We start from the raw sequence: 23,111 nt of genomic DNA, 5'->3' as shown, positions 1-23,111 counted from the left end.
CTGCTCACTCCTTCGGCAGCGTCTCCTCGATATCCCCACTCGCAAGACGCGGCACGCCACGTCTTGGGATTGAAGACCATAGAGGGCATCAACAGGGTCGTCGCCGTATCGACAAGTACCAGGATGTCCGCCATGCAATTGGAGCCAAGGCATGTCCCCGTTGCCATGCTTCGCTCACGGTGGCACCCGAATCTCTTCGCGGACGCATTCGGTCGATCAAGCACAGATCCCTGTACAAAGGGCTCCCGTTGGTGATGCGGCGGGCTCCGCAGAAGGGCAGGCGTTTCCAGTCCGGAAACGTCAACCGGCCTGCCGGCTACCCTGGGTCAAGGTAGCCGGCAGGCCGGTCGTCGTATGAGACAGGTGGCCAACCAACCAAGCTGGCCTGGGACTAATGAACCTCGAACCCCGACTGTTGATGATGCAGTGTGAGCCGTATAGGCGGGATGGGGCGTATTCGTCTCGCGAGGTGCGAATACTTTGGGGGATTGAGCGTTGGCGCTCAAAGGGCGTTGCGTGATGACCGTCAGCAACCAACGGGGTACGGCTCTCATTATTGAGCCTACCCCTCCTAGGGTCAAGATGATGGCGCCTTGCGCCGGCTGCCGGCATCTTTTCCTGGCGTCTTGCTCTTCGACTGAGGCATCGTCACCGTGGACTCCCGCGCATGCTGCACCAGCTTCTCCACCATGCCGGCCTGACGTGCCATAAAGTCATGCAGTTCCAGCCGCCCTGCCGCAACATCATCCAACGCCTGCTCCCAGAGCGCTGTCATGCCGGGATTGGTGATGACAGAAGGAAGCACATCGATTAGCTGCTGGCCGGTCGGCGTCGAGACCAGGGCGCGCTTCTGCCGCTTGATGAAGCCCCGCTTCAGCAGCGTCTCGATGATGCCGGCCCGGGTTGCTTCGGTACCGATCCTGGCCGTCTCCTTGAGGCGAGCCTTCAGGCGCTCGTCTGTCACGAACCGGGCGGCATGCTTCATGGCGGCGATCAGGGTGCCCTCGGTGAAGGGCTTGGGGGGTGTCGTTTGTTTGGCCAGCACTTCAAGCTGCTTAGCCTGGCAGGATTCGCCCTCGCTTAGCGGCGGTAGCGGAGTCGCTTCCCACTCCTCCTCGTCGCCCTCTCCAGCCGCCGCCCGGGGAAAGAGTGCGCGCCACCCTTCCTCACGCACCTGCCGCCCTGAGGCCACGAACGCTTCGCCCTCCAGGTCTACCCGCACTTCGGTCTGGTCATACTCGTGGGCTGGCAGAAACTGGGCCAGGTAGTGGCGACGAATCAGGTCGTAGACGTTGCGCTCGTCATCGCTCAACTTGGCCAGGTCGCAGGTCGCGGTCGGGATGATGCCGTGGTGTGCGGTAATCTTGCTGTCGTTCCAGACACGGCTCTTGCGGCTCGTGTCCAGGCGCTGGCGAAGCGGTGACAGCGCCTCATCCGAGTGCAGCAGCATCGTCACGATGCGCTCGGCATCATCGCACTGCGACTCCGGCAGATACCGGCAGTCAGTGCGGGGGTAGCTGGTCGCCTTGTGGACTTCGTAGAGCGCCTGGGCGATGTCCAGTACCTGCTGGGCACCATAACCAAAGCGGCGCGATGCCTCCTGCTGCAGCGATGAGAGATCCATCACCAGTGGCGCCGCCTCTTTCTTACGGCTCGTCTCGAGGTGGCTGACACGCCCCTGCTGCCCGGTGATTCGCTGAGCCAGCGACCGAGCGGCTTCCTCGCTGATACAGCGCCCAGCGGCATCCTGGATCGAGGCATCACCCGGCCGCCACTTCGCCTGGAAGGTACCACTCGACGCCTGCAGATGCGCCACGACTTCCCAGAAGGGCTGGGGGACGAAGTTGGCAATCTCCCTGTCGCGATCCACGACCAGCCGCAGCGCGGGGGTCTGCACACGTCCCACTGAGAGCACCCCCTGATGCCCCTGTCGCTGGGCCAGCACCGTGTAGGCCCGGGTCAGATTCATCCCGACCAGCCAATCGGCCCGGCTACGCCCAAGCCCAGCCAGGTATAGCGGGTAGGTCGCCTCGCCGGGCCTGATGCCGGCCAGCGCCTTGCGGATCGAGGCGTCGTCCAGGGCCGAGAGCCACAGGCGGGTGACCCTCCCCCGATAGCCGCAGTAATCCAGCAGCTCACGGGCGATGGCTTCCCCTTCCCGGTCGGCGTCGGTAGCCACCACCACCTCGGTCGCCTGACCCAGCAGTTTCTTCACCACCCCGAACTGCTTGCGGCCGCTCTTCTTGATCTCCATCTTCCAGGTCGAAGGCAGAATCGGCAGCATCTCCAGCGACCAGCGCTTGAGCGCCGGGTCGTACTGCTCCGGCGGGGCCTGTTCGAGCAGGTGGCCGAACCCCCAGGTCACCACACACCCCTCGCCCTTCAGGAAGCCCTCACTGCGCTGGCCGGCACCGATCACGCGGGCAATATCTCGGGCCTGCGAAGGCTTCTCGCACAGGAATAGACGCATTGACACACCTCCCTCATAAGCGTGGAGGGCAGCATGGCAAGGCAGTGGGAGGGAGCGAAGCAAGAATGGGAACGACAGCGAAACGGCTTTGCACCGTCGTCTTTATGGGTTGGCCATCAGCTCGGCAACGTCCATCACGTCGCCCAGGAGAAACAGCATCTGGGTGCCGGACGAGCCGGCGCCTCTGGCAATGGGCTGGGGTGGCGCATGGCCGCGAAGATCGCGGCCATACCGAAGGGCATCCTTGAGCTCGGTCACACGAACGCCCAGCAGCTGCGCCGCGTGGCCAATGCCGATCCGCTCTTTTCTCAGCGCTGGCGATGTCACCGAGAGCCCTCCTGTCTGCGCTAACGGAGCGCCATGCGGAAACGCTACTAGGCGTAGCCTTCCTGGCTGGCTCCCGGGCCGCTGGCATACTGCTCAGCCGGCTGCTGATGGCTATGGGGTGTATCCATGATTACCTGACCCACCCGGTGAGGTAAGATAGCGACCCGGTCCGCCTGCACCTTGAACGCCGTTCGCGTCTCGCCGTTCTGCTCCCAGCTGTCCTGGACCATCTTTCCTACCACCACTACCCGCATGCCCCGCTGGTACAGTCGCGACCAGCGCTCGGCGTCCCGGTGCCACCACTCCACATCGGCCCAGAAGCCTCCCCGGTCCACGACCTCTCCATCCTTGGGGACCAGGTTATCGAACCGCACATTGAGCCTGAGCAGCGTGCGGGGCGGCTGGTTGTCACGCACGGGGAAGGTCCGCACCTCCGGATCGCTGCCGATATTTCCCTCACCGTAGAAGCGTGTGCCCATGGGTCTCCTCCTTGGTCGTTATCGCTGAAATGAGACGGCATGCTCGATATCGGCCAGCGCCTTGCCGATTCGCTTGATCGACCAGTTGATCGTGGCCGCCTTGGCATTGAACACGCAGCGCTGCACCTCGAGATCGATGACGGGCTGCCGCATCGCCTCGGATATGTCGTCGCGAGACAGGAACGTTTCCAGCAGCCACAGCCCCATGCTCCTCTGCCTGTTATCGCGCCACTGCAGCGTTCTGGCAGGAACGCCTGATTTACCCCATGGGGTCAGCCAGAGGTCGGTCGACTTCAGCAACCCCCCATTCGCCTGCGAGGCTATATCGATCGCCTCTTGCCGCGCCGCCCTTGCCGACTCCTCCAACTCATCGCGGAGCCGAATCAGCTCCCCCTTACCCTTAAAGGGTTTTAAAAAACCCTTTGCGTAGCTGTTGAATGCGTCGTTGCCATAGCTATTCGATGCGGTATCCAAGCTGCCCCCTCATGCACTTGCCGTGATTCCACTGGAATCACCTCGAAGACCTCCTCGGCACCGCCGATCAAGTGATTCCACTGGAATCACCTCGAAGACCTCTTCAGCACCGCCGCCCAGGTGATTCCACTGGAATCACCCCCGGAGCCCCCTCCGGCACCGCCGTCCAAGTGATGCCACTGGCATCACACCAGAGGCCTCCTCGGCACCACAGCCCAGGTGATTCCACTGGAATCACCCTCGGAGCTCTCTCCGGCACCGCCGATCAAGTGATTCCAGTGGAATCACGTCGAGGGAGCGTCTCCTGGCTCCCCAGCGGAAGGCGGTGAGTCTCCTTTCGACTCGCCGTCGCTGCCGGCCCTTCCGGCCTCGGCCGGCTTGGCAATTGGCGGAGCAAACTCGCTGCGCCGCTTGCCGGAGAGCACATCGTCAGGGAGTGCGCCGAACTTCTCGATGGCGTCTCGAGCCTTGGCATTGTTGGCGGCAAAGTCGTCCCGGGTGGCACCGCTGAAGCCGGGGTACTTCTGGGTGCTCGCGCACAGGCTGCGCAGGAGGTGACCACCCACCCGGACGTATTCCTCCATCTGACGCCGGCCAATCAGGGCGATATGGTGAGCAAGCATGACGCGCCTGACGAAGCGGTCGAAGTCGATCAGCAGGCGCAGAGCGAGCCAGCCGTGTTGGCCGCCCGTATAGACGGGAATCTTGAGGGGCTGCTGGTTGAGATTCTCTTCCACGTCCAGCTCTGGCGGCAGCTGAGCCAGCAGGTTATCCAGCTCATGGAGACGCTGGTCCAGCTGAGTTCGCGTTTCGGCGAGCTTGGCATCCAGCTGAAGCAGCCAGTGATCCGCGTAGGGGTCATCCTTGGCGGCGTTCTGTTTGATCGCGCCGCAGATCAGCAGAAACTGCCGCATGCCGATAATCTGCGGACGCCCTGTCTCGACGCCTCGCCCCTTCCAGACCCGTGCTGCGTGATGGGTGTGTAGCGTCAGCTCGATCTTGCTGCGCAGTGCTCCCAGGCGATCAACGGCCATATCGCGTTGCCCTCATGCTGATGTGTGTCCGCGGTACGGCAGGCACTGTCAATCAGTTGATGCGGGGAAGACAGGGGAATCGTTAATGGCCGCTGAGTGGGTTTTTCCCGGCCGATGGCCACAACCCCAGCGAGCGCAGACACTGCTCTCGGGCGGCTTGGGCTTCCTCGGGCGAGGTGGTGCTCGGCTCGGCAATCGACGGCTCCGCTGTACGGGTGGGGGACGGCGGCACGCTTCGAGCTGCCGGCTGCTCGGCGGCAGCGGAAGACCCCTGTGGCGCCCTCCCCACCCGGCGCTTCGCCTGAGCCTGGGCATAGCCGGTCGCCACGAACTCGCCGCCGATGGCTCGCTTGATCAGCCCTCGCAGGAAGCCCTTGGGGTTTCGCACCGAGCCACCGCTCACGCGCCCTGCCGCCTCGTCGAGAATCGCCTGCTGGGTGTCGCCGGCCAGCTCAGCCATCAGCAGCTGAGTCGCCTGGCGTTCGCTCTCATCCATCGAGAGACATGCCGGCCAGTGCAGGTTCACGGCTGAAGTACCTGTAGGTTTTACACAGTGTGAAGTACGTACTGTACGGGAAGAACTGCCCGAGTTTTCATCGAAAACTGCCTCGACAGCCCGGTAAGCCTTTGACTCCAGACTTGGTTCTCTCTGAAAACCAGGGGAGTTCTCTCGGCACACTCGGCCGGGTTCTCGCTGAGAACTCGGCTGCCTGCCCTGGTTCTTCTGGTCAGTCACGGTAGAGAACTGGGCAGCGTCATGCCTGTCAGGCGACCGGCGCTGGGCCTGCCTGGGCCGAGAGGCCATGGTATCGAGACGCGTCGGCAGCTCATGCAGGGCTCCCGCCTCCTGGAGCTCCTCGAGCACCATGGCAGCAACGGCCTTGACCACCTTGTTCTGGTGATCCAGGCAGCGACACACATACTCCACGTAGTCGGCATCCAGCACCGAAGCTTCCGCGGGCGAGAGCGGCTCGTCGTGCAGGATATAGACGTTGCCGATAATGCGGCCGTTCTGCTCGTTGCGCGCCCGGTGCCCGAGGCTGACCCAGCGGGTCAGGCGAAGCACAGCGATAACGCGGGCGACCGTGGCCCTCGATGCCTTCTGGCCCGGCGCCCCCCGCAGCAAGGGCTGCAGCTCGTCATAGGTCGGCACCGCCGTGGTTCGGTCCGGATTGACCAGCATCCGCATCATCTGCCAGCCAAGCTTGTCGACGTGCCCGAGGCGAGGATCCAGCAGCAGAGACCGCGGCACGGTCTCATGGGGGTTCCCGAAGAACAGCAGTCCATCGAGGCCCGAGGATGCGGCTTCTCCAGACTGCGCAACCTCACCGTTCACAACGGAGGACGCCGGGGACTCGCCCCGGCGCTGGGTCATCTCGGAAGCCGCCTGGCCAATCAGGCGATCCAGCCTCTTCCGAGTGGCATCGCGAAGCTGCACCATCACCGCTCTCCTTCAGGTGACGCCCACTCTTCGGCCGGCGGCGCCGTGCGCGGCTGGCCGGGGTCGACCCACTGCTTGACCAGGTGCCACACCACCGCCAGCGGGATATCGGTCTCCTCGGCGAGGGTCACCATACCCTGCAGGTCATCGGTCGCCTTGGGGTCCAGGGCGATATGCTGCCAGCGCTCCCAGGCATCGTGCTCAGCCTGCTCCGACGGCATCGCCAGCCGCCCCTGGCGCGGCGCGATGCCCAACAGCTGACGGCGCGTCGAGCAGTCGTTGCCGGTCAGGCCGAAGAACGCTCCCATCATGCTGACGCTGGCCCCCAGCCTCAGGCAGCGGTCGATCAGAGTCTCACGGTCCTGGTCACGATCGATGCGCGCCAGGACGCCGCGCAGTGCGGCGTGATCCACCGAGAAGCGCGCTACCACCGGCCCTGCGCAGGCCAGCGAGTCGATATCGCTCGCTCTCAGCCGCCGCAGGGTCCGCAGCTCATCCTCACTGAAGCCGAGGGCCAGCGCACGGCGCATATTGCCCTCACGAAGAAACCCCATGACCTGGCTGAGCAGCGCCTGATTCAGGTTGGCGGATGAAGAGCTCATGACTGGGCCTCCTGTTGTCCCTGCAGGTGTTCACGAAGGCGGCGAATCAGCCGCACCAGACGGAAGAAACGAAGCAGTACCGCATCGTCCCAGGCGCTCTCAGCGCCCTCTTCCCGATGGGTGCCCAGCAGCGCTCCCCACAGGGTGGCATCGGCGGGGTACTCGGGATTGAGCTCGCCGCGCAGGCTGGCCAGCGCCTGCCAGGCGAAGCGTGCACGGCGGTCGGCCGACTCGGGCAGCGGGTTTAGGTCGAAACCGATGCCGTCGTCATCGGCGATCACCACATCGCTGCCGCCGAAGCCGCCCCAGCGGGCGATGACCTGCACCAGTTCCCGGATACGAATATGCAGTGAGCGAGGCTCATCCTCGACGCCTTCGATAAACCAGACGTCGGCAATGGGCGGGGTGGTCTCGCCGGAGAGCACCGGTACCGCCAGGGGGGCCAGCTGCTCGAAGTCGAAGCTGGGCACGCCGAGCTCGCTGGCCAGATGGTGACGGTAGCCGCGCTTCCCCGGAGTCTCTTCCCAGCGGGACTGGGTCAGCCCCTCGAGGCGGGCAGCCCGCTCGGCCTCCGTCCGCGCAGCACCCTCTGGCCAGTCACACGCCTCCTCTGCGGGTGCCACCATGGGCCCTGAGTCAGCCTCCGATGCCGGCTCGCTGAGTACCGGCGCCATGGGAGACGGTGACTCGCTCTGCTGCTGCTTTTCGCGCTCCAGCGCGGCAACCTGCTCACGCAGCCGGATCAGCTCGGCGCTCTCTGCTCTCTCATCGTCGGTAGGCGCATCTCTGCTGAGGGTGCGAGGCGATGGCAGCTGCTCGGCCTGGGAGTCGGATTGAGGCTGAGATTGAGGCTCACGGCCAGGATCAGAAACGGGCCCCTTCGCCACCGGCGCGCCGCCCGTGGCGGGCTCGGGCAGCGGCGGATAGAGCGAGGGCGGCTGGGCGTTGGGGTCGCGCATCTGCTGCAGCTCTACATCCAGGGCTTCAAAAGCCTGATGCTCTTCCAGGTCCCAGCGGCGCTTGCGGTAGGTGACGATGTTATCGAGGGTCAGCTCGCAGACGTTGAAGTGCACCCCTGTGTGGTCCGCCAGCATGCCGCACAGCCGGTCCACCACCATGCTCCAGTTCATCTCGGTCTGGCCCTCGTCATCGAACCAGGCCATGGTCTGGTGCCACGCCTCGCCAAAGCCCTCGAGCGTGACCTCCTCGGTACAGCGCTCCCAGAGCAGTCGGCAGGCTTCCCGGTAGCTGATCAGCTTCTCGACCTGTGGCCGCCCCAGGCCGCTGTAAAGGCTGTTGGGCAGGGTGGGCAGCAGATGCTCGACGGTATAGAGCATCTTGCTGATATGGCTCTGGGCGACCTGGTAGCCGTCCTCGGCCAGACGCTTGACCAGCTCGCGCTGCGAGAGCGTGTTGCCGCTCTCCTCTTCATACATCGCCTTGGCGTCCACCACGCCCTTGGCACGCTCGATCCAGAGCAGCTGGCCGCGGTTGTCGTTCTCGCTGAGGTGCCCGGTCAGCATCTTCACTTCCGACTGCCAGGGTCGGTACAGGGCATAGAAGGCGTGGAAGCGCGACTCGCCGGTCTCTTCATAGAGCTCGCGCAGGATTTGCAGGCGGGTATTGCCACCGTCGCAGATGGTGTAGTGCTGCTCCCCCGGCCGCTGGGTGACAGGGGGCTTGTGCTTGAGGCCCGCGGCACGGATCGACGCCTTGATCTCCTCGTACTTGGGGTTCTGAACCTGCCGGGGGTTGTGCTCGTAGGGCTTGAGCATGTCCAGGGTGACCCAGACGGCCATCTCCTGATCGGGCGGGGTCACGGCATCCACGGGCTGCCCCTGACGCTTGGGGCCGGGCTGCATCAGGCGCTCGCGAAGCTGCTGGTCGGTCGGGCGTTTCATCGGCGGTATTCCTCGGTGACGAAGCGGGCAGAGAGGGCGCCGGCTAACGGCGCCTGGGTGCTGATGACAGTGGCATCACTCGTCATGGCGGCCCCTCTGCTGCCCCTCCGCCCGGCGCAGCTGCGAGCGTGCATTGAGCTCGGCACGGCGGTCCTTGGTGGTGAAGGAGGTGAAAACCGGCGCACAGCCGGGCTTGCTGAACCTCAGGTGCCCACCGCTCGTACGCTGCACCTCCCACCCCCGGGTGGCGGCATAGCGCAGCAGGCGCTGCATCCCCTTGCACCCTCGTGCTGCCGACAGCGACTTACTCATCGTTGCCCTCCTCGATCTCCCAGAAGCGTTTCAGCAAGGCATCACCGCCCTCGATGAAGGTGTGGATCTCGTGGCCGCTATAGGTGGCCATCTGGATCACCGCGAGGGCGCCCTCCTGCAAGTCAGGGTCGAGCCCGCGAAGCCGCTGCATCTCAAAGGGCCAGCGGTAACCGTTGTAGAGCCCGAGCAGGAGGCGGCGCAGGTGGTGGGACTGGCCGCTGTGGCCCTCGGCCACGCGGATCAGATGCTCAAGGGCTGGGAGCCCTTCCTTCTCAGCCTCAAGCTGACGCTGGCGGGTTTCGTTCATGACCTGAGCCAGAGCCTGTGAAAGTCGGGAACGGGGTTCGGGTGTGTGCACGCGATACTGGCTCATGGGGTCACCTCCTGATGCTGCCAGGCCAACGGCTTGAAGCGCGCCGACTCCCCCTGAAACGCCAGGTGCACGGTGCCGGTGGGCCCGTTGCGCTGCTTGCCCAGGATCAGCTCGGCCAGGCCGTGGCTCTCTTCGTTGTCGGGGTGATAGACCTCGTCGCGGTAGATGAAGGCAATGACGTCGGCATCCTGTTCCAGCGCGCCGCTGTCGCGCAGATCGGCCATGCAGGGGCGCTTGTTGGGGCGGGTCTCCAGGGAGCGGTTGAGCTGCGACAGCGCAATCACCGGAGTGCGCAGCTCCTTGGCGGTTTCCTTGAGGATGCGGCTGACCTTGCCCACCTCGAGGGTACGATTCTCGCTGCCCGGCTCCTGAAGCAGCTGCAGATAGTCCACCAGGATCATGGAGGGGCGCCCGAAGCGCCGCGTCATGCGACGAGCGCGGGCCTTCAGGCTGGAAGCGGTGATGCCCGAGGCATCATCGATCAAGAGCTTCCCGTCCAGCTGGGTGAGCCGATTAACCGCGGCGGTTACCTTGGGCCAGTCCTCATCTTCCATCTTTCCGGTGCGCAGCTTCTGCAGGGAGACATTGCCCAGGCTGGCGATCAGCCGCAGCATCAGCTGCGACTCGGGCATCTCCAGGGAGAAGATGAACACCGGACCGGCAGCCTCCTCTGCCATCAGGGCATGCTCCGCAAAGCCGAGCCCCATGGCGGTCTTGCCCATGGAGGGGCGGCCGGCCAGGATGATGAGATCCCCCGGCTGCCAGCCCGCGGTCATGGCGTCCAGCTCGCTCAGGCCGCTCGGGATCCCCGTCACCCCACCCTGCGCATTGAAGGCCTGATCGATGACGTTGATGGCCTCCCCCAGCATCTCCTTCATGGAGCTCAGCCGCTCATGGCGTTCCTCCGTCAGGGCGAAGAGCTTCTGCTCGGCCTCCTCGATCAGCTCGGCGGCTGTGCGGCCCTGAGCATTCAGTGCCTGCTGGTTCAGCGTGAAGCAGGTGTGGATCAGCTGACGCAGCGCATGGCGGTCCTTCACGATCTCGGCATAGGCCGCCACATTGGCCGCGCTGGGCGTATTACGGGCCAGCTCTGCCAGAAAGGCGAGCCCCCCCACCTGATCCAGCTGGTGGGCTTCCTCCAGTGCTTCGGAGACCGTCACCACGTCCATCGGCTGGTCGCGCTCGGCCAGCCCCTGGATCGCCTGGAACACCAGACGATGAGCCTGCTGATAGAACATGGCAGGGGCCAGGCGGTCGGCGACCTCGTCCCACATGGCGTTATCCAGCAAAAGACCGCCCAGCACCGACTGCTCCGCCTCCAGGCTGTGCGGAGGCAGATAGCCGGCTTCCGGGCGCTCTTCTGCCACCCGGAGTTCGACCAGATTCTCAATGGCACTCATCGTGGCAGCCTCCCTGCATAGCGGTGGTGCTAACCATGGCGTCGATCAGCGGCTGCCAGTCGGGGTTGAGCTCACGGGCCATCGCCTTGACCTGGTCGGCAGCAGAAAGTGACTTGCGGCCGGTGGGCTTGCGCGGCTCGAACTGGTGAGCCGGCAGGCCGGCGCTGGCCGCCTGTCGGAAGGCGACACCAGCGCGGATGGTGCTCTGCATGACGGTGACGCCTTGCTCACCGGCGGCGAACATTTCTGCCAGGGTCTGGTGGATACCCCGCGCATCGGCGGTTTCATCCAGGCGATTCACGAGTACGGAAACGGGGGGAACGGAGAGGTGGGTGAACTGGCTGAGCGCTTCAAGATCGCGCAGCAGGCCAACGGTGCCGCGCACGAACTCGCGGGCGGAGAGCAACTCGGGGGTGATGGGAGAGAGAGCGTGATCGGAGGCGAGAACCGCCATCTCCAGGGTGATGGAGCGTGCGCCCTGGGTGTCGATCAGGATGAGGTCATAACCCGACAGGTTGGAGAGCAGCTGAGCTAGCCGGAAGCGGCCATCCGGGGCGTTGAGCAGCAGCTGAGGGAGCTGGCCGGCGTGATCGTTGGAGATCACCACATCCAGGTTGGGATGGGCCGTCTGCGATATGACGCGATCGGGCGCCGTGTCGCTGAGCGCGATCAGCTCGTAGGTGCCGCCGGGGGCTTCGGTACGAAGGGGGTAGTAGCTGGAGAGCGTCGGCTGGCTGTCCAGGTCGATGAACAGGACCTTGAGGCCCGCATCGGCCAGGAGGCCGCCCAGATTGGCAGTGACGGTGGTCTTGCCGACCCCGCCCTTGGTCGAAATAACAGATACAACGCGCATAACCTCACCTCGGTTCCAGATGGAAACAAGTGTGAGGCTGATGATCTGTCTCTATTTCACGAAGCTGTCAGGTCTACTGACACGCCAGGTGGGGATTCCACTCTTGCTCGTAAGTAGCTGATTTTGCACTGCTTTAGATGGTGCCGGCACCAGGAGTCGAACCCGGGACCTACTGATTACAAGTCAGTTGCTCTACCAACTGAGCTATGCCGGCTCGGGCCGACCGGGAGGTCGCTTGCTGCTCTGGTGTTACGCCTTGGGCGTCTCACCCGAAACGGGGTTGGCGTGGCTGGGGTAGCAGGATTCGAACCTGCGCATGCCGATACCAAAAACCGGTGCCTTACCACTTGGCGATACCCCAGCAGAGTTGGTGGCCAGAGACGGAATCGAACCGCCGACACGGGGATTTTCAATCCCCTGCTCTACCAACTGAGCTATCTGGCCCCTTGCCAACGCGACGTATTAAACCAATTCCTCCGTTTTCCGTCAACCCCTTTTCTTTCAAAATGATGGCGAGCGCTTTTCAAGGCGTCGCAAGGCTAGGCGTCACGCGGGACATAGCCCTCGGCGCGGTCGGTCTCTTCATTGTCGAAGAAGCGTTCCATCTGCTCCATCAGGTACTCGCGGTTAGCCGGGTCCATCATGTTCAGATGCTTCTCGTTGATCAGACGGGTCTGCAGCGCCTGCCATTCTTCCCAGGCCTGGCGTGACACGCTCGCCTGGATTTCCTGCCCCTTCTTGCCCGGCAGCGGGGGGAAGGGCAAGGCGTCGAGCTCCTTCTGGTACTTGCGGCAAAACACGGTCTGACTCATGGCGGTCTCCTTTCTATGGTACGGCCTGCTGGCTACGGTGTGGCCTGCTGGCACGAGGATAGCAGTGTGCCCCGCCCAGACTTAAGCGTTCTGTTGCTGCAGAGCCGTGGCGCTCGTCCCGGGCTCCCTGTGCGCCAAGGTCAGCGCGGGGGGCAGCACGGGGGGGGGGGCAGCACGGACGTCAACGCGACGGTGGCTGGCTCAAGGCAAAGGGAGCAAGTGACGCGAGCAGCTTCTTTACCGGTGCGGCAAGTCCCACCGACTCCGGCGCCTGGGGGTCGTACCACAGCCGCCCCTCGGCGACGCCATCGACTCGCCCACCACGTGCCGGCACCGGCGTGATTTCCAGGCGAAAGTGACTGAACACATGGACGAAGCTCGACCAAGGCTCGTCTCGCTCGGCTCCTGGCGCGTGGGTATCGAGCCAGGCATCGATCTCGGCGTCGCTGTCGAACTGGGGAAGCCCCCACAGCCCGCCCCAAAGCCCCTGGGAAGGCCGCTGCTCCAGCAGGATGCGCCCGGCCTCGTCGCTCAGCACCAGCATGCGGGTATGGCGCAAGGGGATCGCTTTCTTCGGCTTGGACTCCGGGAAGCGCTTTTGTTCTCCTCGGGCGCGGGCCACACAGACATCGGCGAACGGGCAGCGCTCGCAGTCCGGCTGGCCACGGCGGCACAGCGTCGCCCCAAGGTCCATCATGCCCTGGGTGAAATCCACCACTCGCTGTTCCGGCGTGTAGTGCTCGGCCAGGTGCCAGAGCTCGCGTTCCACCGCTGGCCGGCCGGGCCAGCCTTCCAGCGCGTGCAGGCGCGTCAGTACGCGCTTGACGTTGCCATCCAGAATGACGGCTCGCCTGCCGGTACTCTGGGCGATGATCGCCCCGGCGGTCGAGCGGCCAATGCCGGGCAGCGCGGCCATGGCATCGAGGCTGTCAGTGGGAAACTCGCCTGCATGCTGTTCCACCACGACCCGGGCCGCCTTGTGCAGATTCCGGCCTCTGGCGTAGTAGCCCAACCCGGTCCACAGATGAAGGACCTCATCCTGGCTGGCCTCGGCGAGGGCCTTTACATCAGGAAAGCGCTGCATGAACCGCTCAAAATAGGGAATGACGGTAGTAACCTGGGTCTGCTGCAGCATGATTTCCGAGACCCACACCCGATAGGCAGTACGATCATGCTGCCAGGGAAGATCGTGGCGACCGTGCACATCGAACCAGTCGAGCAGGCGCCGGGAAAACACCTCTGTACTGAGCAGCGGCGACACTCGACCGCTATCCTTGTCGCCTTTCACCCGACTGTCAGGGCCAGAGACTTCTGATAAATATTTCATAAAACCAATTAGTTATCATCACTCAAAAGTCAGACACGAAAAAAAGCGCCGACACGGAGGTCGGCGCAGTGACTGGCTTGCTTGATGCTCAATTAAATAGACCACGGACGGCGTCACGAAGTTCCTTGCCCGCCTCTTCTCCGATGCGTTCGTCGAGACGTTCGAGCTCCTTGCCCAGCCGCTCCTCGACTTCCTCGTTGACGCGGGAGCGGGCCTCTTCGGCGACCAGCTCGCCCAGATTGGCCTTGAAGGCGTCGGCGTCAAAGCCGCACCACTGGCTGCTGTCACCCTCCAGGCTGCCTTCGCAGCGCACCGGGAAGGGCACCTTTTCGAGACGCCGATTGACGCTGCAGGCGGCATCGGCGGTGTCGACAAAGCGCGCCGCCCCGTCGGCATCGAAACGCTGGCTGCCCAGATCGAGCTGACCACCACCACTGACCTCGATACCCGGCAGGGTGATCAGCAGGTCGTCGTTATGGGCGACGCCGTCACGGATGGTGAAGCGCGCGCTGATGTTCTCGAAGCGGGTGTTCTCGCTCCACTCGCGCGTGGTCTGCTCGCCTTCGAGGCGCGCCACGGCGGTACACAGCTGACGCGAAATATTGGCGCGGGGAATGCTGCCCTCGTTGATCCGCGTGTCCAGGGTGCCGTTGAGGTGACGGGTCAGCTCATGGCGAGCGTTGCCGCGGGTGGTCAGTTCACCACTGGCATGCAGCGAGCCGCTGAGCGGGGCAGGCTCCTGCCCAAGCGATGTCAGCAACGACTCCAGACGCACGCCCTCGACCTCCGGCGCCAGCTGCCAGGCGAGGTCATCGCCGCTGGCGTCGAGCACCCCGGTGGCCTTAAGCCGACCTTCATGGAAGCCCGCTTCGAAGCCGGTCAGACGGTGCCTGCCACCCTCGCCCTGCATGCTCAAGGACACATCCTGGTAGCGCTGGCCGCCCAGGATCAGCTGACCCAGCGCCAGCGATACGCTCTCGTCCAGCCCGGCCAGAAAGCTTTTCGGCAGGATCGCCGGTGCGCTGTCCTGGTCCTGGGCCAGCGCCGACGCGATACCGGGAATGCCGTTGGCGGCGGTGTCCTGCTCGGGCGGCGGCAGATAGCTGTCGGCGTCGAGGCGGTCGCCTTCCAGATCGAGATCGACCCGGGTGCCATCAAAGCGTGCACCGAGGGAACCGGAGAAGGTGTTGTCATCGAGCACCAGCGTCAGACCATTGAGCGAGAGCTGCTCGAGGGTGCCTTCCACCGGACTGGTCAGCGCCACTTCCGACAGCGCCTCGTCGCTGGACATGCTGGGCATGGCGTCCATGCGCGCAAGCCAGGCACGCAGCGACAACGGTGCCAGACGCACCTGGCCGTCATAGCGTGGCGCCGAATTCAGCTCCTTCAGGTTGAGATTACCCTTGATCGACAGACCATCGGGGCCGCTCAAGGCGATATCGCGCAGCTGGGCGGTACCGGCGTCGAAGTCCGACTCCAGCTGGAACGAAAGCGTCATGGCCACACGCTTCTCGCCTAACTGGGGTGCCAGCAGGCTGGCGTCCAGTTGACTCGGCGCCATGTGCAGACGCTGCTCGCCAAGGTTCAGCACCACCTCGTCGCTGGTCAGGGTCGCCTCCTGGGGTTCCGAGGCACCGGCCAGGAGAGTACTGGTCTCCAGCATCACGTCGCTGAGCACGTGGCGGCTGTCGGCGAGCCCCAGATTGACGTCGCTCTCCAGGGTGACATCGCTTTGCAGGCCAGGGGTGCGCTCTTCCGTTGTTTCGCCCTCACCGCCGCCATCGAGCTGGTCGAACACCTTCAGCTGGAAGGTGGAGCTAAGCGGAAAGGCGGTATCCGGATTGACGTTGCTGCCGTTGATGGTGAGCTTCTCGGCCTGCCACTCGCGGCCGGCCTGATGATCGACCAGGCTCAGATGGCCCTTGGTCACCTCGACGCTGGCGATGTTCAGGGCCACCGACAGACCGCCTTCATCATCCGGGTTGGGGCCTGCGCTAGCCGGCGCCAGCGCCTTTTCGGCGTCATCGGCCCTGTTTTCGAGGCGTTCGAGCAGCGCCTCCCAATTGCCGGTGCCATCACTGTCGCGCTCGAGATTCAGCGACAGCCCATCCAAGGTCAGGCCGTCGATGGCGATTTCGCCGCGCAACAGCGGTGTGAACGCCAGGCTGACCGAGGCCTCGGAGAAGGCAGCAAAGGCCTGAGCGTCATCCGCCTGATCCGGCAGGCGCGCTTCGGCCTCGGCCACGCTGACACCAATGCGCGGATAGAAGGACCACTCCAATGGGCCTTCCAGCGACAGTTCGAGCCCGGTGTGCTCCTTCACCACGGACACCAGCCTCGGCTTCATGTCCTCGGGGTTGAAGAAGGTGGTGACGTAGACCACCGCGCCCACCGTGACCAGGGCGAGGACGCCGACGACCGCCAGCAGGGTTCTTACGAGTCGTTTCATTTGCCGCTTTCTCCGGTGGGCAGATCGAGTTGGAAATCATCGCCGCTTCGCGTCAGTTGATAGCCCAGACGCTTTAGCAGCATCTGGTCGGCCAGGGTCAGCTGCGAACCGGCCACGCTCAGCGCCACGCCGTCACGGTTGGCGGCAGCGCTGATCAGCGCCAGCAGGCGCGAGCCCACGCCGCGCCGGCGAGTGGTCTTGCGAACACAGAGGTCGAACATGCGCCAGCGCCCGTCACCAGGACTGACGGCGACAGCACCGAGCAGGCGATCATTGAAGCGCGCCGCCCAGAAGAAGCCATGTTCAAGCTGGCGGGTCACGTAGGCTCCCGGCGGGAGCTTGATGCGCTCCTCCGGCGCATCGGCATAAATGCGGGTCAGATCGATCCGCACCTGTTCATCGGCGTCCCAGACATCCTGGTCGACGCGAAAGAGGGTCACCGGCATACGCTGTCTCCCTTGGCCGGAGGGCGGCGACGGCCGCCACTGGAATGGCTGCATTGTAGCGGATGGGGGTGCCGATTCACTATAATGGCTGTCTTGTGCGCCTCGCACCGCGACCGGCCCACCTTAGAAACAAGGCCCCCAATTCCGACATGCGCGTGAGCGCAGGAGACGACATGTCCGAGCGTATTGCCACGGTCAGCCGTGACACCAAGGAAACCCAGATCAGCGTCACCCTCAACCTCGACGGCGAGGGCAACCTCAAGGGTGAAAGCGGGGTTCCCTTCCTCGACCATATGCTCGACCAGGTGGCCCGCCACGGCATGGTCGACCTGGACATCAGCGTCAACGGCGATTTGCACATCGACGACCACCACACCGTCGAGGACCTCGGCATCACCCTGGGACAGGCGTTTAACCAGGCCATCGGCGACAAGCGCGGCATCTATCGCTACGGCCACGCCTATGTGCCGCTGGACGAGGCACTGTCCCGGGTGGTCATCGACTTCTCCGGCCGTGCCGGCCTGTCCATGAACGTCGAGTTCACCCGCGCCACCATCGGGCGTTTCGACACCCAGCTTTTCTGGGAGTTCTTTCAGGGCTTCGTCAATCACGCCCAGGTCACGCTGCATATCGACAACCTGAAGGGCTTCAATGCCCACCATCAGGCGGAAACCATCTTCAAGGCCTTCGGCCGCGCCCTGCGCATGGCCGCCGCCGAGGACCCCCGCATGGCCGGCAAGCTGCCCTCCACCAAGGGTAGCCTCTAACGCCGCCGGCTGCGGTCCAACAGCAACAAGACGACAAGACACCAAGCGAGGCGGTCGCCGGCAGCGGCGCCCCTCCGGGCCAACCACCAAGGAGCGCTTCATGACCATTGCCGTCATCGACTACGGAATGGGCAACCTCCATTCCGTCGCCAAGGCACTGGAACACGTCACCCACGAGAACGTGCTGGTGACCCGCGACGCTCGTTCGATCCAGGGCGCGACCCGTGTCGTGCTGCCGGGACAGGGCGCCATCCGCGACTGCATGGGCGAACTGGAGCGTACCGAGCTCAGCGGCCTGGTTCGCGAGCTTCTGGCCAGCCAGTCCAAGCCGCTGCTGGGCATCTGTGTGGGTCAGCAGATGCTGATGGACCACAGCGACGAGAACGGCGGCATCGACTGCCTGGGCCACCTCGCTGGTCAGGTGAAGCGGTTTCCGCTGGACATGCAGGACAGTGACGGCGCTCGCCTGAAGGTCCCGCACATGGGCTGGAACCTGGTGGCGCAGCCCAACGCCCACCCGCTGTGGGAGGGTATCGAGCCCGGTTCGCACTTCTACTTTGTGCATAGCTACTATGTGGCCGCCGAGCATGACGCCGAGGTCTTCGGCACCACCGACTACGGCAGCGTCAGCGCCCATGTGGCGGTGGGTCGTGACGCCACCTTTGCGGTGCAGTTCCACCCGGAAAAGAGCGCTCGTGCTGGCCTCAGGCTGCTCGAGAACTTTGTCCAGTGGAACCCCTGACCCAGACCTGAGCGCCGGCCGGGCAGGCGCTCGCTTGCCCTGGCCGCCGCCCGACATCTGCACCGGCACGGCCTACGCCCTGCCTGCATCGATCACACTGGCACGCCCCTGAAAAGGCACCCCGAGGACACAACATGCTGGTAATTCCCGCCATCGATCTCAAGGACGGACAGTGCGTTCGTCTCAAGCAAGGCCGCATGGACGAGGCCACCACCTATGGCGACGACCCCGTCGCCATGGCCGCTCGCTGGGTCGAGGCCGGCGCGCGGCGCCTGCATCTGGTCGACCTCAACGGCGCCTTCGAGGGGCGTCCGATCAACGGCGAGGCGGTGACCGCCATTGCCCGCCAGTACCCCGACCTGCCGATCCAGATCGGTGGCGGCATTCGCAGCGCCGAGACCATCGAGCACTACCTCAAGGCCGGCGTCTCCCAGGTGATCATCGGCACCAAGGCGGTCAAGGAGCCTGACTTCGTGACCGAAATGTGTCGCGCCTTCCCCGGCCATATCATCGTCGGCCTCGACGCCCATGATGGCCGCGTGGCCACCGACGGCTGGGCCGAGGTGTCCGAGGTGATGGCGGTGGATCTGGCCAAGCGCTTTGCCGACGACGGCGTCTCCAGCATCGTCTACACCGATATCGCTCGCGACGGCATGATGAACGGCGTCAACGTCGAGGCCACGGCAGCCCTGGCCCGGGACGGTGGCATTCCGGTCATCGCCTCCGGCGGCGTGACCAACCTCGATGACCTGCGCGCCCTGGTGGCGGCTGGCGAGCCGGGCATTCTCGGCGCCATCACCGGACGCGCCATCTACGAAGGCAGCCTGGACGTCGCCGAAGGGCAGCGCCTGTGCGACGAACTGACCCAAGGCTGAGGAGGCTCCATGGCTCTTTCCAAACGCATCATACCGTGTCTCGACGTCGACGCCGGCCGAGTGGTCAAGGGTGTCAACTTCGTCGGCATCCGTGACGCCGGCGACCCGGTGGAGGTGGCGCAGCGCTACAACCAGCAGGGCGCCGACGAGATCACCTTTCTCGACATCACCGCCAGCCACGAGGACCGCGACACCACGGTGGAGATGGTCGAGCGCATCGCCGGCGAAGTGTTCATCCCGCTGACGGTAGGCGGCGGCATCCGCACCTGCGACGATATCCGCACCATGCTCAACGCCGGCGCCGACAAGGTCTCGATCAATACCGCAGCGGTGACCAACCCTGAGTTCGTGCGTGAAGCCGCCGAGCGCTTCGGTAGCCAGTGCATCGTGGTGGCGATCGACGCCAAGCGCGTCAGCGAGGAAGGCGAAGCCCCTCGCTGGGAGATCTTCACCCACGGCGGCCGTCGCCCCACCGGGCTCGACGCGGTGGAATGGGCCAAGAAGATGGTCGAGTACGGCGCCGGCGAACTGCTGTTGACCAGCATGGACCGCGACGGCACCAAGGCCGGCTTCGACCTGGGCGTCACCCGCGCCATCAGCGATGCGGTGGCGGTGCCGGTCATCGCCTCCGGCGGTGTCGGCAACCTCGACCACCTGGTCGAGGGCGTGACCGAAGGCCACGCCGACGCGGTGCTGGCGGCCAGCATCTTCCACTTCGCCGAGTACACCATCCCCGAGGCCAAGCGCTATATGGCCGACAAGGGCATCACCATGCGCCTCTGACCGACGCCTTTGGCTGGCTCTTCAGCCAGGGCTTGCGGAGCCAGCAACCAACAACCCCCGCCCGGGTAGCCCGGCGGGGGTTGTTGGTTGTGCGGGCAGTGGCCTGGGTCAGTCCAGGGTCAGCCCCAGATTGCTGACACCACCGTTGCGTCCAAGCTTTCTCAACGCCTTGACGTGCTTCTTGCTCGGCTCTTCCTCGGCCGCCTCCAGCGCCGCATCCTGGAAGTCGTTCTCGTCTTCCATCAGCGGGTGCTGCTTGACCAGTTGGGCGAGCTTTTCGGCATCGTCTTCTCCCTCGGTCAGCTCGATAAAGGAGCGCACCGCCGCCTTCGAGACCTTGCTGACCTCAAGCACCGCGTCCGGCGCATCGCCCCTCAGGGTGTCGAGGATCGCCGACAACGCGACCACCGCATCAAGGGCACGACGGGCACCGAAGCTGTCGTCCTGCTGGGGTGGCTCCAGCTCGCCGAGCTTTTCGGCCTGGAGATCGAAGTCGATCTTGGCGTCCTTGACCGTCAACTGCTCCCACACCAGGTCGAGGATCGCCCTCATGCCCGCCAGATCCCCGTGACCGCTGGTATCGGCGTAGAGCGCATAGTTGGGCAGCATGCGCTCGGTCAACGCGGCCATGAAGGCCTGTTGCTGACGTAGAGTCAGCGCCTGCAGGCGCTGGTGAAATCCTGGCTTTGCCATGATGGCTCCTGTGCTGGCAATAAACGGGCTGCCGGTCCCTTTATTCAAGGTTCAAGGGGCGAGAGTCGAAGGTCGAGGGTCGCGTGTCGAATGTCGGGAAAACGGCGATGGCCGAAAGCGGACTGGGCGACTCAAGGCCAGAAGCGCTCCTGGGCGATCCGTCCACGCTCATCGAAGGCCACACCTTCATCGATCAGACGCTTGCGCTGCTCGTCGGCTCCACCATGGTCGGCGAGCTTGCGCGAGGCCGTCACCACCCTGAACCAGGGAAGCTCATGCCCCGACGGCAGATCGCGCAGCGCCCGCGCGACCATGCGTGCGCTGGCCCCATCGGTCATGGCGGCGATGCGTCCGTAGCTGGTCACCCGCCCCGAAGGAATCTCGCTGATGATGGTAAGAATCTGTTCTCGGACGTCCGGATTCATGTAACCTTTCGTTCTGGTTGCATTTTCATCGAGGGATGGCGCCGCCCACCCTCAGTCTGAGCGAGGCCCCCATGCACCTTCATCTGCTCAAGCACCATCCTGACCTGGGCCCCGCACGCATCGGCGACTGGCTTGCTAGCATGGGCCACAGCTTCACCGTCTTCCACCTCTACGACGGTGAGCTGGTGCCGCGCCCCGGGGACTGCGACGCCCTGATCATCCTCGACGATCTCGAGGACCGCGACCAGGCACCCTGGCTCAAGGCCGAACGCAAGCTGATCGACCAGATGCTCGACGGCCACAAGCCGCTGCTCGGGCTCGGCGCCGGCGCCCGGCGCATCGCCGAAGCGCTGGACGCTCCAGTGGGCCGTGGCACCCAGGCCGAAGCCGGCTGGCAGACCGTCAGCCTGGCCGACGACAGCCCCTTCGACCTGCCCGACGACTTCCCCGCCCTGCTGTGGCATCGCCAGGTGTTCGGACTACCCGATGACGCCCTGCCGCTGGGCGGCACGCCGACAAGCCCGGTGCTCGGCTTCGCCTGGGACGCCGGCCGGGTGGTTGGCCTGGCCTGCCACCTGCATCATCACCAGGAGAGCCTGACGGCCTTTCTCGAGACGATGCCGTTGCCGCAAGGCGCCGACGCAAGCCCCAGGACCCAGTCGCCAGAAACGATCCTTGCCGAGGCCCGGCGCCTGGATACCCTGGCGCCGCTGCTGGATCGCCTGCTGAGCCAGTGGCTGCGCACGGCACCGGACGTCTAATTCGCCACCCCGTCCCGCTGCTGCTGGCTCCAGGCCCTGGCAAACTCGAGGCAGCTGTCCCAGTCACCGACATGCAGGAAGCGACGCTCGGTGTGCTTCTCCAGCTGGTAGCGGTACATGGGGTCATAGTACTCGGTAAGCAAAGGCGCCAGCCAGGCCTCGTGGGCCTGGCGGTTTCCGGCCTCTTGCTCGCGGAAGGCCAGCGCCTGCAGCCGCTGCAGGCGGGCCAGTCGCGCGCTGCCCAGGCGCTTCTTCAGTCGCCCCAGCGCCGTCGACAACTGCTTGCGCATCAGTGACCAGCCGAGGCGCTCGCCGAACTGATTGCGATAGATCGTCCACAGGTCGTCGATGTAGTCCTTGTGGATCTGGTTGAGGCGCCAGTCCAGCGGCATCTCGACGCGGATCCTCGGCGCCGGCTCCATTCCCCGCCAGAACTCGAGCGGTATATTGGCCGCGCCGATGTGGCGCGACTCGTCTTCCAGCACCAGCGGCCCGTGCAATGACAGCAGTCGCAGGCCCATGGCGTGCTCGAAGTCGATCTGGCTGGGGGCGATCAGTGGATGGCGGCCGAAGGCCGAGCCCTTGTGACGGGCGCAGCCCTCCAGATCCAGACCGTTGTCCAGGGCCTGCACGATGGACGTCTTGGCGCAGCCGGTCAGGCCACCCACCACCAGCATGGGCTGGGCGGCGGCGTCATCGATGCGTGCGCACAACGCCTGGCGCATGGCCTTCCAGCCACCCTCGATGCGCGGTCGTTCGACGCCGGCCTCAAGCAGCCAGCGCTGGGCGATCTGCGAGCGCAGGCCACCCCGAAAACAGTAGATGATGGCGTCCGGGGCCGCCTCGAGCTGACGCTTCCAGGCTTCGATGCGCGCGGCCTTGATCTCGCCGGACACCAGCCGCTCGCCCAGGGCGATGGCGGCCTGCTGGCCGGACTCCTTGTAGGCGATCCCGACCTGATGGCGTTCCTCGTTGTTCATCAGCGGCAGGTTGACCGCCCCGGGCAGGCTGCCCTGGGCGAACTCCACCGGCGCCCGCACGTCGATCAAGGTGCGCCCCTCGACCAGCAGGGCGGGATCCGCCGGGACCAGCGGCAACTTCATCCGCGCACCTCGATCAGCGCCTCACCGCTGGCCTCGACGACCTCGCCGAAGGGTGCAAGCTCGATACCGAACTCGCGGCCGACCCGCTCGACATCGTCCTCCCAGGACGGGTGTACCGAGATCAACAGACCGCCCGAGGTCTGCGGATCACACAGCCACTGCCAGTGGGCCTCATCCATCTGCGGCAGGCTGGCCCCCAGGGCGTCACGGTTGCGACGGGTGCCGCCGGGTACCGCGCCCTGGCGCCGGTAAGCCTCGGACT

At 65.0% G+C, this 23,111-nt stretch carries 24 protein-coding genes, 3 tRNA genes and 1 pseudogene; 5 read left to right on the top strand and 23 right to left on the bottom strand.

Features of this window, described 5'->3' with window-relative positions:
• Positions 1 to 577 precede the first annotated feature (577 nt).
• The 19 genes from NH448_RS01980 to NH448_RS01890 all read right to left on the bottom strand — a co-directional run bounded on the left by NH448_RS01980 (position 578) and on the right by NH448_RS01890 (position 16,700).
• Entirely contained in the window at positions 578 to 2,470 is a 1,893-nt protein-coding gene (locus tag NH448_RS01980; RefSeq protein ID WP_045994683.1) for a DNA topoisomerase III, read from the bottom strand.
• A 102-nt stretch (positions 2,471 to 2,572) separates the two neighbouring features.
• On the bottom strand, positions 2,573 to 2,797 hold the full coding sequence (locus NH448_RS01975; RefSeq protein WP_045994682.1) for a hypothetical protein: 225 nt from the start codon (positions 2,795 to 2,797) through the stop codon (positions 2,573 to 2,575).
• 47 nt (positions 2,798 to 2,844) lie between these two features.
• Positions 2,845 to 3,276 (bottom strand): single-stranded DNA-binding protein, encoded by a 432-nt coding sequence (locus NH448_RS01970; protein ID WP_045994681.1) that lies wholly within the window; start codon positions 3,274 to 3,276, stop codon positions 2,845 to 2,847.
• An 18-nt stretch (positions 3,277 to 3,294) separates the two neighbouring features.
• Positions 3,295 to 3,750: a DUF3158 family protein gene (locus NH448_RS01965; RefSeq protein ID WP_083970629.1), complete on the bottom strand. Its 456-nt coding sequence runs from the start codon at positions 3,748 to 3,750 to the stop codon at positions 3,295 to 3,297.
• A 284-nt stretch (positions 3,751 to 4,034) separates the two neighbouring features.
• A complete protein-coding gene (locus NH448_RS01960; RefSeq protein ID WP_045994679.1) occupies positions 4,035 to 4,784 on the bottom strand; it encodes a PFL_4669 family integrating conjugative element protein in 750 nt (249 codons plus the stop codon).
• An 82-nt stretch (positions 4,785 to 4,866) separates the two neighbouring features.
• Positions 4,867 to 6,225, bottom strand: coding sequence for an STY4528 family pathogenicity island replication protein (locus tag NH448_RS01955; RefSeq protein ID WP_045994678.1), 1,359 nt, complete (start codon positions 6,223 to 6,225; stop codon positions 4,867 to 4,869).
• The gene (locus NH448_RS01950) at positions 6,225 to 6,827 is read right to left on the bottom strand and encodes a DUF2857 domain-containing protein (RefSeq protein WP_023004696.1); all 603 of its coding nucleotides are present in this window, start codon (positions 6,825 to 6,827) and stop codon (positions 6,225 to 6,227) included. Before NH448_RS01950 ends, NH448_RS01955 begins: the two co-directional genes overlap by 1 nt.
• On the bottom strand, positions 6,824 to 8,728 hold the full coding sequence (locus NH448_RS01945) for a ParB family protein (RefSeq protein WP_045994677.1): 1,905 nt from the start codon (positions 8,726 to 8,728) through the stop codon (positions 6,824 to 6,826). Before NH448_RS01945 ends, NH448_RS01950 begins: the two co-directional genes overlap by 4 nt.
• Positions 8,729 to 8,803: 75 nt before the next feature.
• Positions 8,804 to 9,040: a hypothetical protein gene (locus NH448_RS01940; RefSeq protein ID WP_045994676.1), complete on the bottom strand. Its 237-nt coding sequence runs from the start codon at positions 9,038 to 9,040 to the stop codon at positions 8,804 to 8,806.
• A complete protein-coding gene (locus NH448_RS01935; protein ID WP_253028365.1) occupies positions 9,033 to 9,413 on the bottom strand; it encodes a hypothetical protein in 381 nt (126 codons plus the stop codon). Before NH448_RS01935 ends, NH448_RS01940 begins: the two co-directional genes overlap by 8 nt.
• The gene (dnaB, locus tag NH448_RS01930) at positions 9,410 to 10,813 is read right to left on the bottom strand and encodes a replicative DNA helicase (protein ID WP_045994675.1); all 1,404 of its coding nucleotides are present in this window, start codon (positions 10,811 to 10,813) and stop codon (positions 9,410 to 9,412) included. The genes NH448_RS01935 and dnaB overlap by 4 nt, the downstream gene beginning before the upstream one ends.
• The gene (locus tag NH448_RS01925; protein WP_253028364.1) at positions 10,800 to 11,666 is read right to left on the bottom strand and encodes a ParA family protein; all 867 of its coding nucleotides are present in this window, start codon (positions 11,664 to 11,666) and stop codon (positions 10,800 to 10,802) included. The genes dnaB and NH448_RS01925 overlap by 14 nt, the downstream gene beginning before the upstream one ends.
• Positions 11,667 to 11,804: 138 nt before the next feature.
• A tRNA-Thr gene (locus NH448_RS01920) sits at positions 11,805 to 11,880 on the bottom strand.
• Positions 11,881 to 11,952: 72 nt separating this feature from the next.
• A tRNA-Gln gene (locus NH448_RS01915) sits at positions 11,953 to 12,027 on the bottom strand.
• Positions 12,028 to 12,034: 7 nt separating this feature from the next.
• Positions 12,035 to 12,110, bottom strand: a tRNA-Phe gene (locus tag NH448_RS01910).
• A 95-nt stretch (positions 12,111 to 12,205) separates the two neighbouring features.
• Positions 12,206 to 12,478, bottom strand: a complete 273-nt coding sequence (locus NH448_RS01905; protein ID WP_045994673.1) for an oxidative damage protection protein — start codon at positions 12,476 to 12,478, stop codon at positions 12,206 to 12,208.
• A gap of 181 nt (positions 12,479 to 12,659) precedes the next feature.
• Complete coding sequence (gene mutY, locus NH448_RS01900; RefSeq protein ID WP_045994672.1) at positions 12,660 to 13,739, bottom strand: A/G-specific adenine glycosylase; 1,080 nt, start codon at positions 13,737 to 13,739, stop codon at positions 12,660 to 12,662.
• Between the two features lie 154 nt (positions 13,740 to 13,893).
• Complete coding sequence (locus tag NH448_RS01895) at positions 13,894 to 16,254, bottom strand: AsmA family protein (protein WP_045994671.1); 2,361 nt, start codon at positions 16,252 to 16,254, stop codon at positions 13,894 to 13,896.
• Positions 16,251 to 16,700: an acetyl-CoA sensor PanZ family protein gene (locus NH448_RS01890; RefSeq protein WP_045994670.1), complete on the bottom strand. Its 450-nt coding sequence runs from the start codon at positions 16,698 to 16,700 to the stop codon at positions 16,251 to 16,253. The genes NH448_RS01895 and NH448_RS01890 overlap by 4 nt, the downstream gene beginning before the upstream one ends.
• A gap of 173 nt (positions 16,701 to 16,873) precedes the next feature.
• Between NH448_RS01890 and hisB the strand changes: the two genes are divergently transcribed.
• The 4 genes from hisB to hisF all read left to right on the top strand — a co-directional run bounded on the left by hisB (position 16,874) and on the right by hisF (position 19,867).
• Positions 16,874 to 17,467 carry an imidazoleglycerol-phosphate dehydratase HisB gene (hisB, locus tag NH448_RS01885; protein ID WP_045994669.1) on the top strand — a complete coding sequence of 198 codons (594 nt, stop codon included), beginning with the start codon at positions 16,874 to 16,876 and terminating at the stop codon, positions 17,465 to 17,467.
• Between the two features lie 100 nt (positions 17,468 to 17,567).
• Complete coding sequence (gene hisH, locus NH448_RS01880; protein ID WP_045994668.1) at positions 17,568 to 18,209, top strand: imidazole glycerol phosphate synthase subunit HisH; 642 nt, start codon at positions 17,568 to 17,570, stop codon at positions 18,207 to 18,209.
• A 134-nt stretch (positions 18,210 to 18,343) separates the two neighbouring features.
• Positions 18,344 to 19,084, top strand: a complete 741-nt coding sequence (gene hisA / locus NH448_RS01875; protein WP_045994667.1) for a 1-(5-phosphoribosyl)-5-[(5-phosphoribosylamino)methylideneamino]imidazole-4-carboxamide isomerase — start codon at positions 18,344 to 18,346, stop codon at positions 19,082 to 19,084.
• 9 nt (positions 19,085 to 19,093) lie between these two features.
• The gene (hisF, locus tag NH448_RS01870; RefSeq protein ID WP_045994666.1) at positions 19,094 to 19,867 is read left to right on the top strand and encodes an imidazole glycerol phosphate synthase subunit HisF; all 774 of its coding nucleotides are present in this window, start codon (positions 19,094 to 19,096) and stop codon (positions 19,865 to 19,867) included.
• 108 nt (positions 19,868 to 19,975) lie between these two features.
• On the opposite strand, the gene NH448_RS01865 is transcribed toward hisF, so the two are convergent.
• Complete coding sequence (locus tag NH448_RS01865; RefSeq protein ID WP_045994665.1) at positions 19,976 to 20,560, bottom strand: YjaG family protein; 585 nt, start codon at positions 20,558 to 20,560, stop codon at positions 19,976 to 19,978.
• A 131-nt stretch (positions 20,561 to 20,691) separates the two neighbouring features.
• Entirely contained in the window at positions 20,692 to 20,985 is a 294-nt protein-coding gene (locus NH448_RS01860) for an MGMT family protein (protein ID WP_045994664.1), read from the bottom strand.
• Between the two features lie 71 nt (positions 20,986 to 21,056).
• Here NH448_RS01860 and NH448_RS01855 point away from each other — a divergent pair, with 71 nt between their 5' ends.
• Entirely contained in the window at positions 21,057 to 21,746 is a 690-nt protein-coding gene (locus NH448_RS01855) for a type 1 glutamine amidotransferase (RefSeq protein ID WP_108131591.1), read from the top strand.
• Here NH448_RS01855 and mnmH read toward each other — a convergent pair.
• Entirely contained in the window at positions 21,743 to 22,849 is a 1,107-nt protein-coding gene (gene mnmH, locus NH448_RS01850; RefSeq protein ID WP_253028363.1) for a tRNA 2-selenouridine(34) synthase MnmH, read from the bottom strand. The two genes, NH448_RS01855 and mnmH, sit on opposite strands and share 4 nt — an antisense overlap.
• Positions 22,846 to 23,111, bottom strand: a pseudogene (locus NH448_RS01845) (selenide, water dikinase SelD); the annotation flags it as partial. The gene mnmH and the pseudogene NH448_RS01845, both read right to left, overlap by 4 nt.

The organism is Halomonas sp. OfavH-34-E (assembly GCF_024124525.1).
In the GTDB taxonomy this organism is placed as follows: domain Bacteria; phylum Pseudomonadota; class Gammaproteobacteria; order Pseudomonadales; family Halomonadaceae; genus Halomonas; species Halomonas litopenaei.
This window is presented reverse-complemented; position numbering and strand designations above follow the sequence as displayed.

Bases quoted from the DNA above. Each gene is read 5' to 3' on its own strand.
- NH448_RS01980 (WP_045994683.1), bottom strand. From the start codon at position 2,470: ATGCGTCTATTCCTGTGCGAGAAGCCTTCGCAGGCCCGAGATATTGCC.
- NH448_RS01970 (WP_045994681.1), bottom strand. From the start codon at position 3,276: ATGGGCACACGCTTCTACGGTGAGGGAAATATCGGCAGCGATCCGGAG.
- NH448_RS01960 (WP_045994679.1), bottom strand. From the start codon at position 4,784: ATGGCCGTTGATCGCCTGGGAGCACTGCGCAGCAAGATCGAGCTGACG.
- NH448_RS01955 (WP_045994678.1), bottom strand. From the start codon at position 6,225: ATGGTGCAGCTTCGCGATGCCACTCGGAAGAGGCTGGATCGCCTGATT.
- NH448_RS01950 (WP_023004696.1), bottom strand. From the start codon at position 6,827: ATGAGCTCTTCATCCGCCAACCTGAATCAGGCGCTGCTCAGCCAGGTC.
- NH448_RS01945 (WP_045994677.1), bottom strand. From the start codon at position 8,728: ATGAAACGCCCGACCGACCAGCAGCTTCGCGAGCGCCTGATGCAGCCC.
- NH448_RS01940 (WP_045994676.1), bottom strand. From the start codon at position 9,040: ATGAGTAAGTCGCTGTCGGCAGCACGAGGGTGCAAGGGGATGCAGCGC.
- NH448_RS01935 (WP_253028365.1), bottom strand. From the start codon at position 9,413: ATGAGCCAGTATCGCGTGCACACACCCGAACCCCGTTCCCGACTTTCA.
- dnaB (WP_045994675.1), bottom strand. From the start codon at position 10,813: ATGAGTGCCATTGAGAATCTGGTCGAACTCCGGGTGGCAGAAGAGCGC.
- NH448_RS01925 (WP_253028364.1), bottom strand. From the start codon at position 11,666: ATGCGCGTTGTATCTGTTATTTCGACCAAGGGCGGGGTCGGCAAGACC.
- NH448_RS01905 (WP_045994673.1), bottom strand. From the start codon at position 12,478: ATGAGTCAGACCGTGTTTTGCCGCAAGTACCAGAAGGAGCTCGACGCC.
- NH448_RS01895 (WP_045994671.1), bottom strand. From the start codon at position 16,254: ATGAAACGACTCGTAAGAACCCTGCTGGCGGTCGTCGGCGTCCTCGCC.
- NH448_RS01890 (WP_045994670.1), bottom strand. From the start codon at position 16,700: ATGCCGGTGACCCTCTTTCGCGTCGACCAGGATGTCTGGGACGCCGAT.
- hisB (WP_045994669.1), top strand. From the start codon at position 16,874: ATGTCCGAGCGTATTGCCACGGTCAGCCGTGACACCAAGGAAACCCAG.
- hisH (WP_045994668.1), top strand. From the start codon at position 17,568: ATGACCATTGCCGTCATCGACTACGGAATGGGCAACCTCCATTCCGTC.
- hisA (WP_045994667.1), top strand. From the start codon at position 18,344: ATGCTGGTAATTCCCGCCATCGATCTCAAGGACGGACAGTGCGTTCGT.
- hisF (WP_045994666.1), top strand. From the start codon at position 19,094: ATGGCTCTTTCCAAACGCATCATACCGTGTCTCGACGTCGACGCCGGC.
- NH448_RS01865 (WP_045994665.1), bottom strand. From the start codon at position 20,560: ATGGCAAAGCCAGGATTTCACCAGCGCCTGCAGGCGCTGACTCTACGT.
- NH448_RS01860 (WP_045994664.1), bottom strand. From the start codon at position 20,985: ATGAATCCGGACGTCCGAGAACAGATTCTTACCATCATCAGCGAGATT.
- NH448_RS01855 (WP_108131591.1), top strand. From the start codon at position 21,057: ATGCACCTTCATCTGCTCAAGCACCATCCTGACCTGGGCCCCGCACGC.
- mnmH (WP_253028363.1), bottom strand. From the start codon at position 22,849: ATGAAGTTGCCGCTGGTCCCGGCGGATCCCGCCCTGCTGGTCGAGGGG.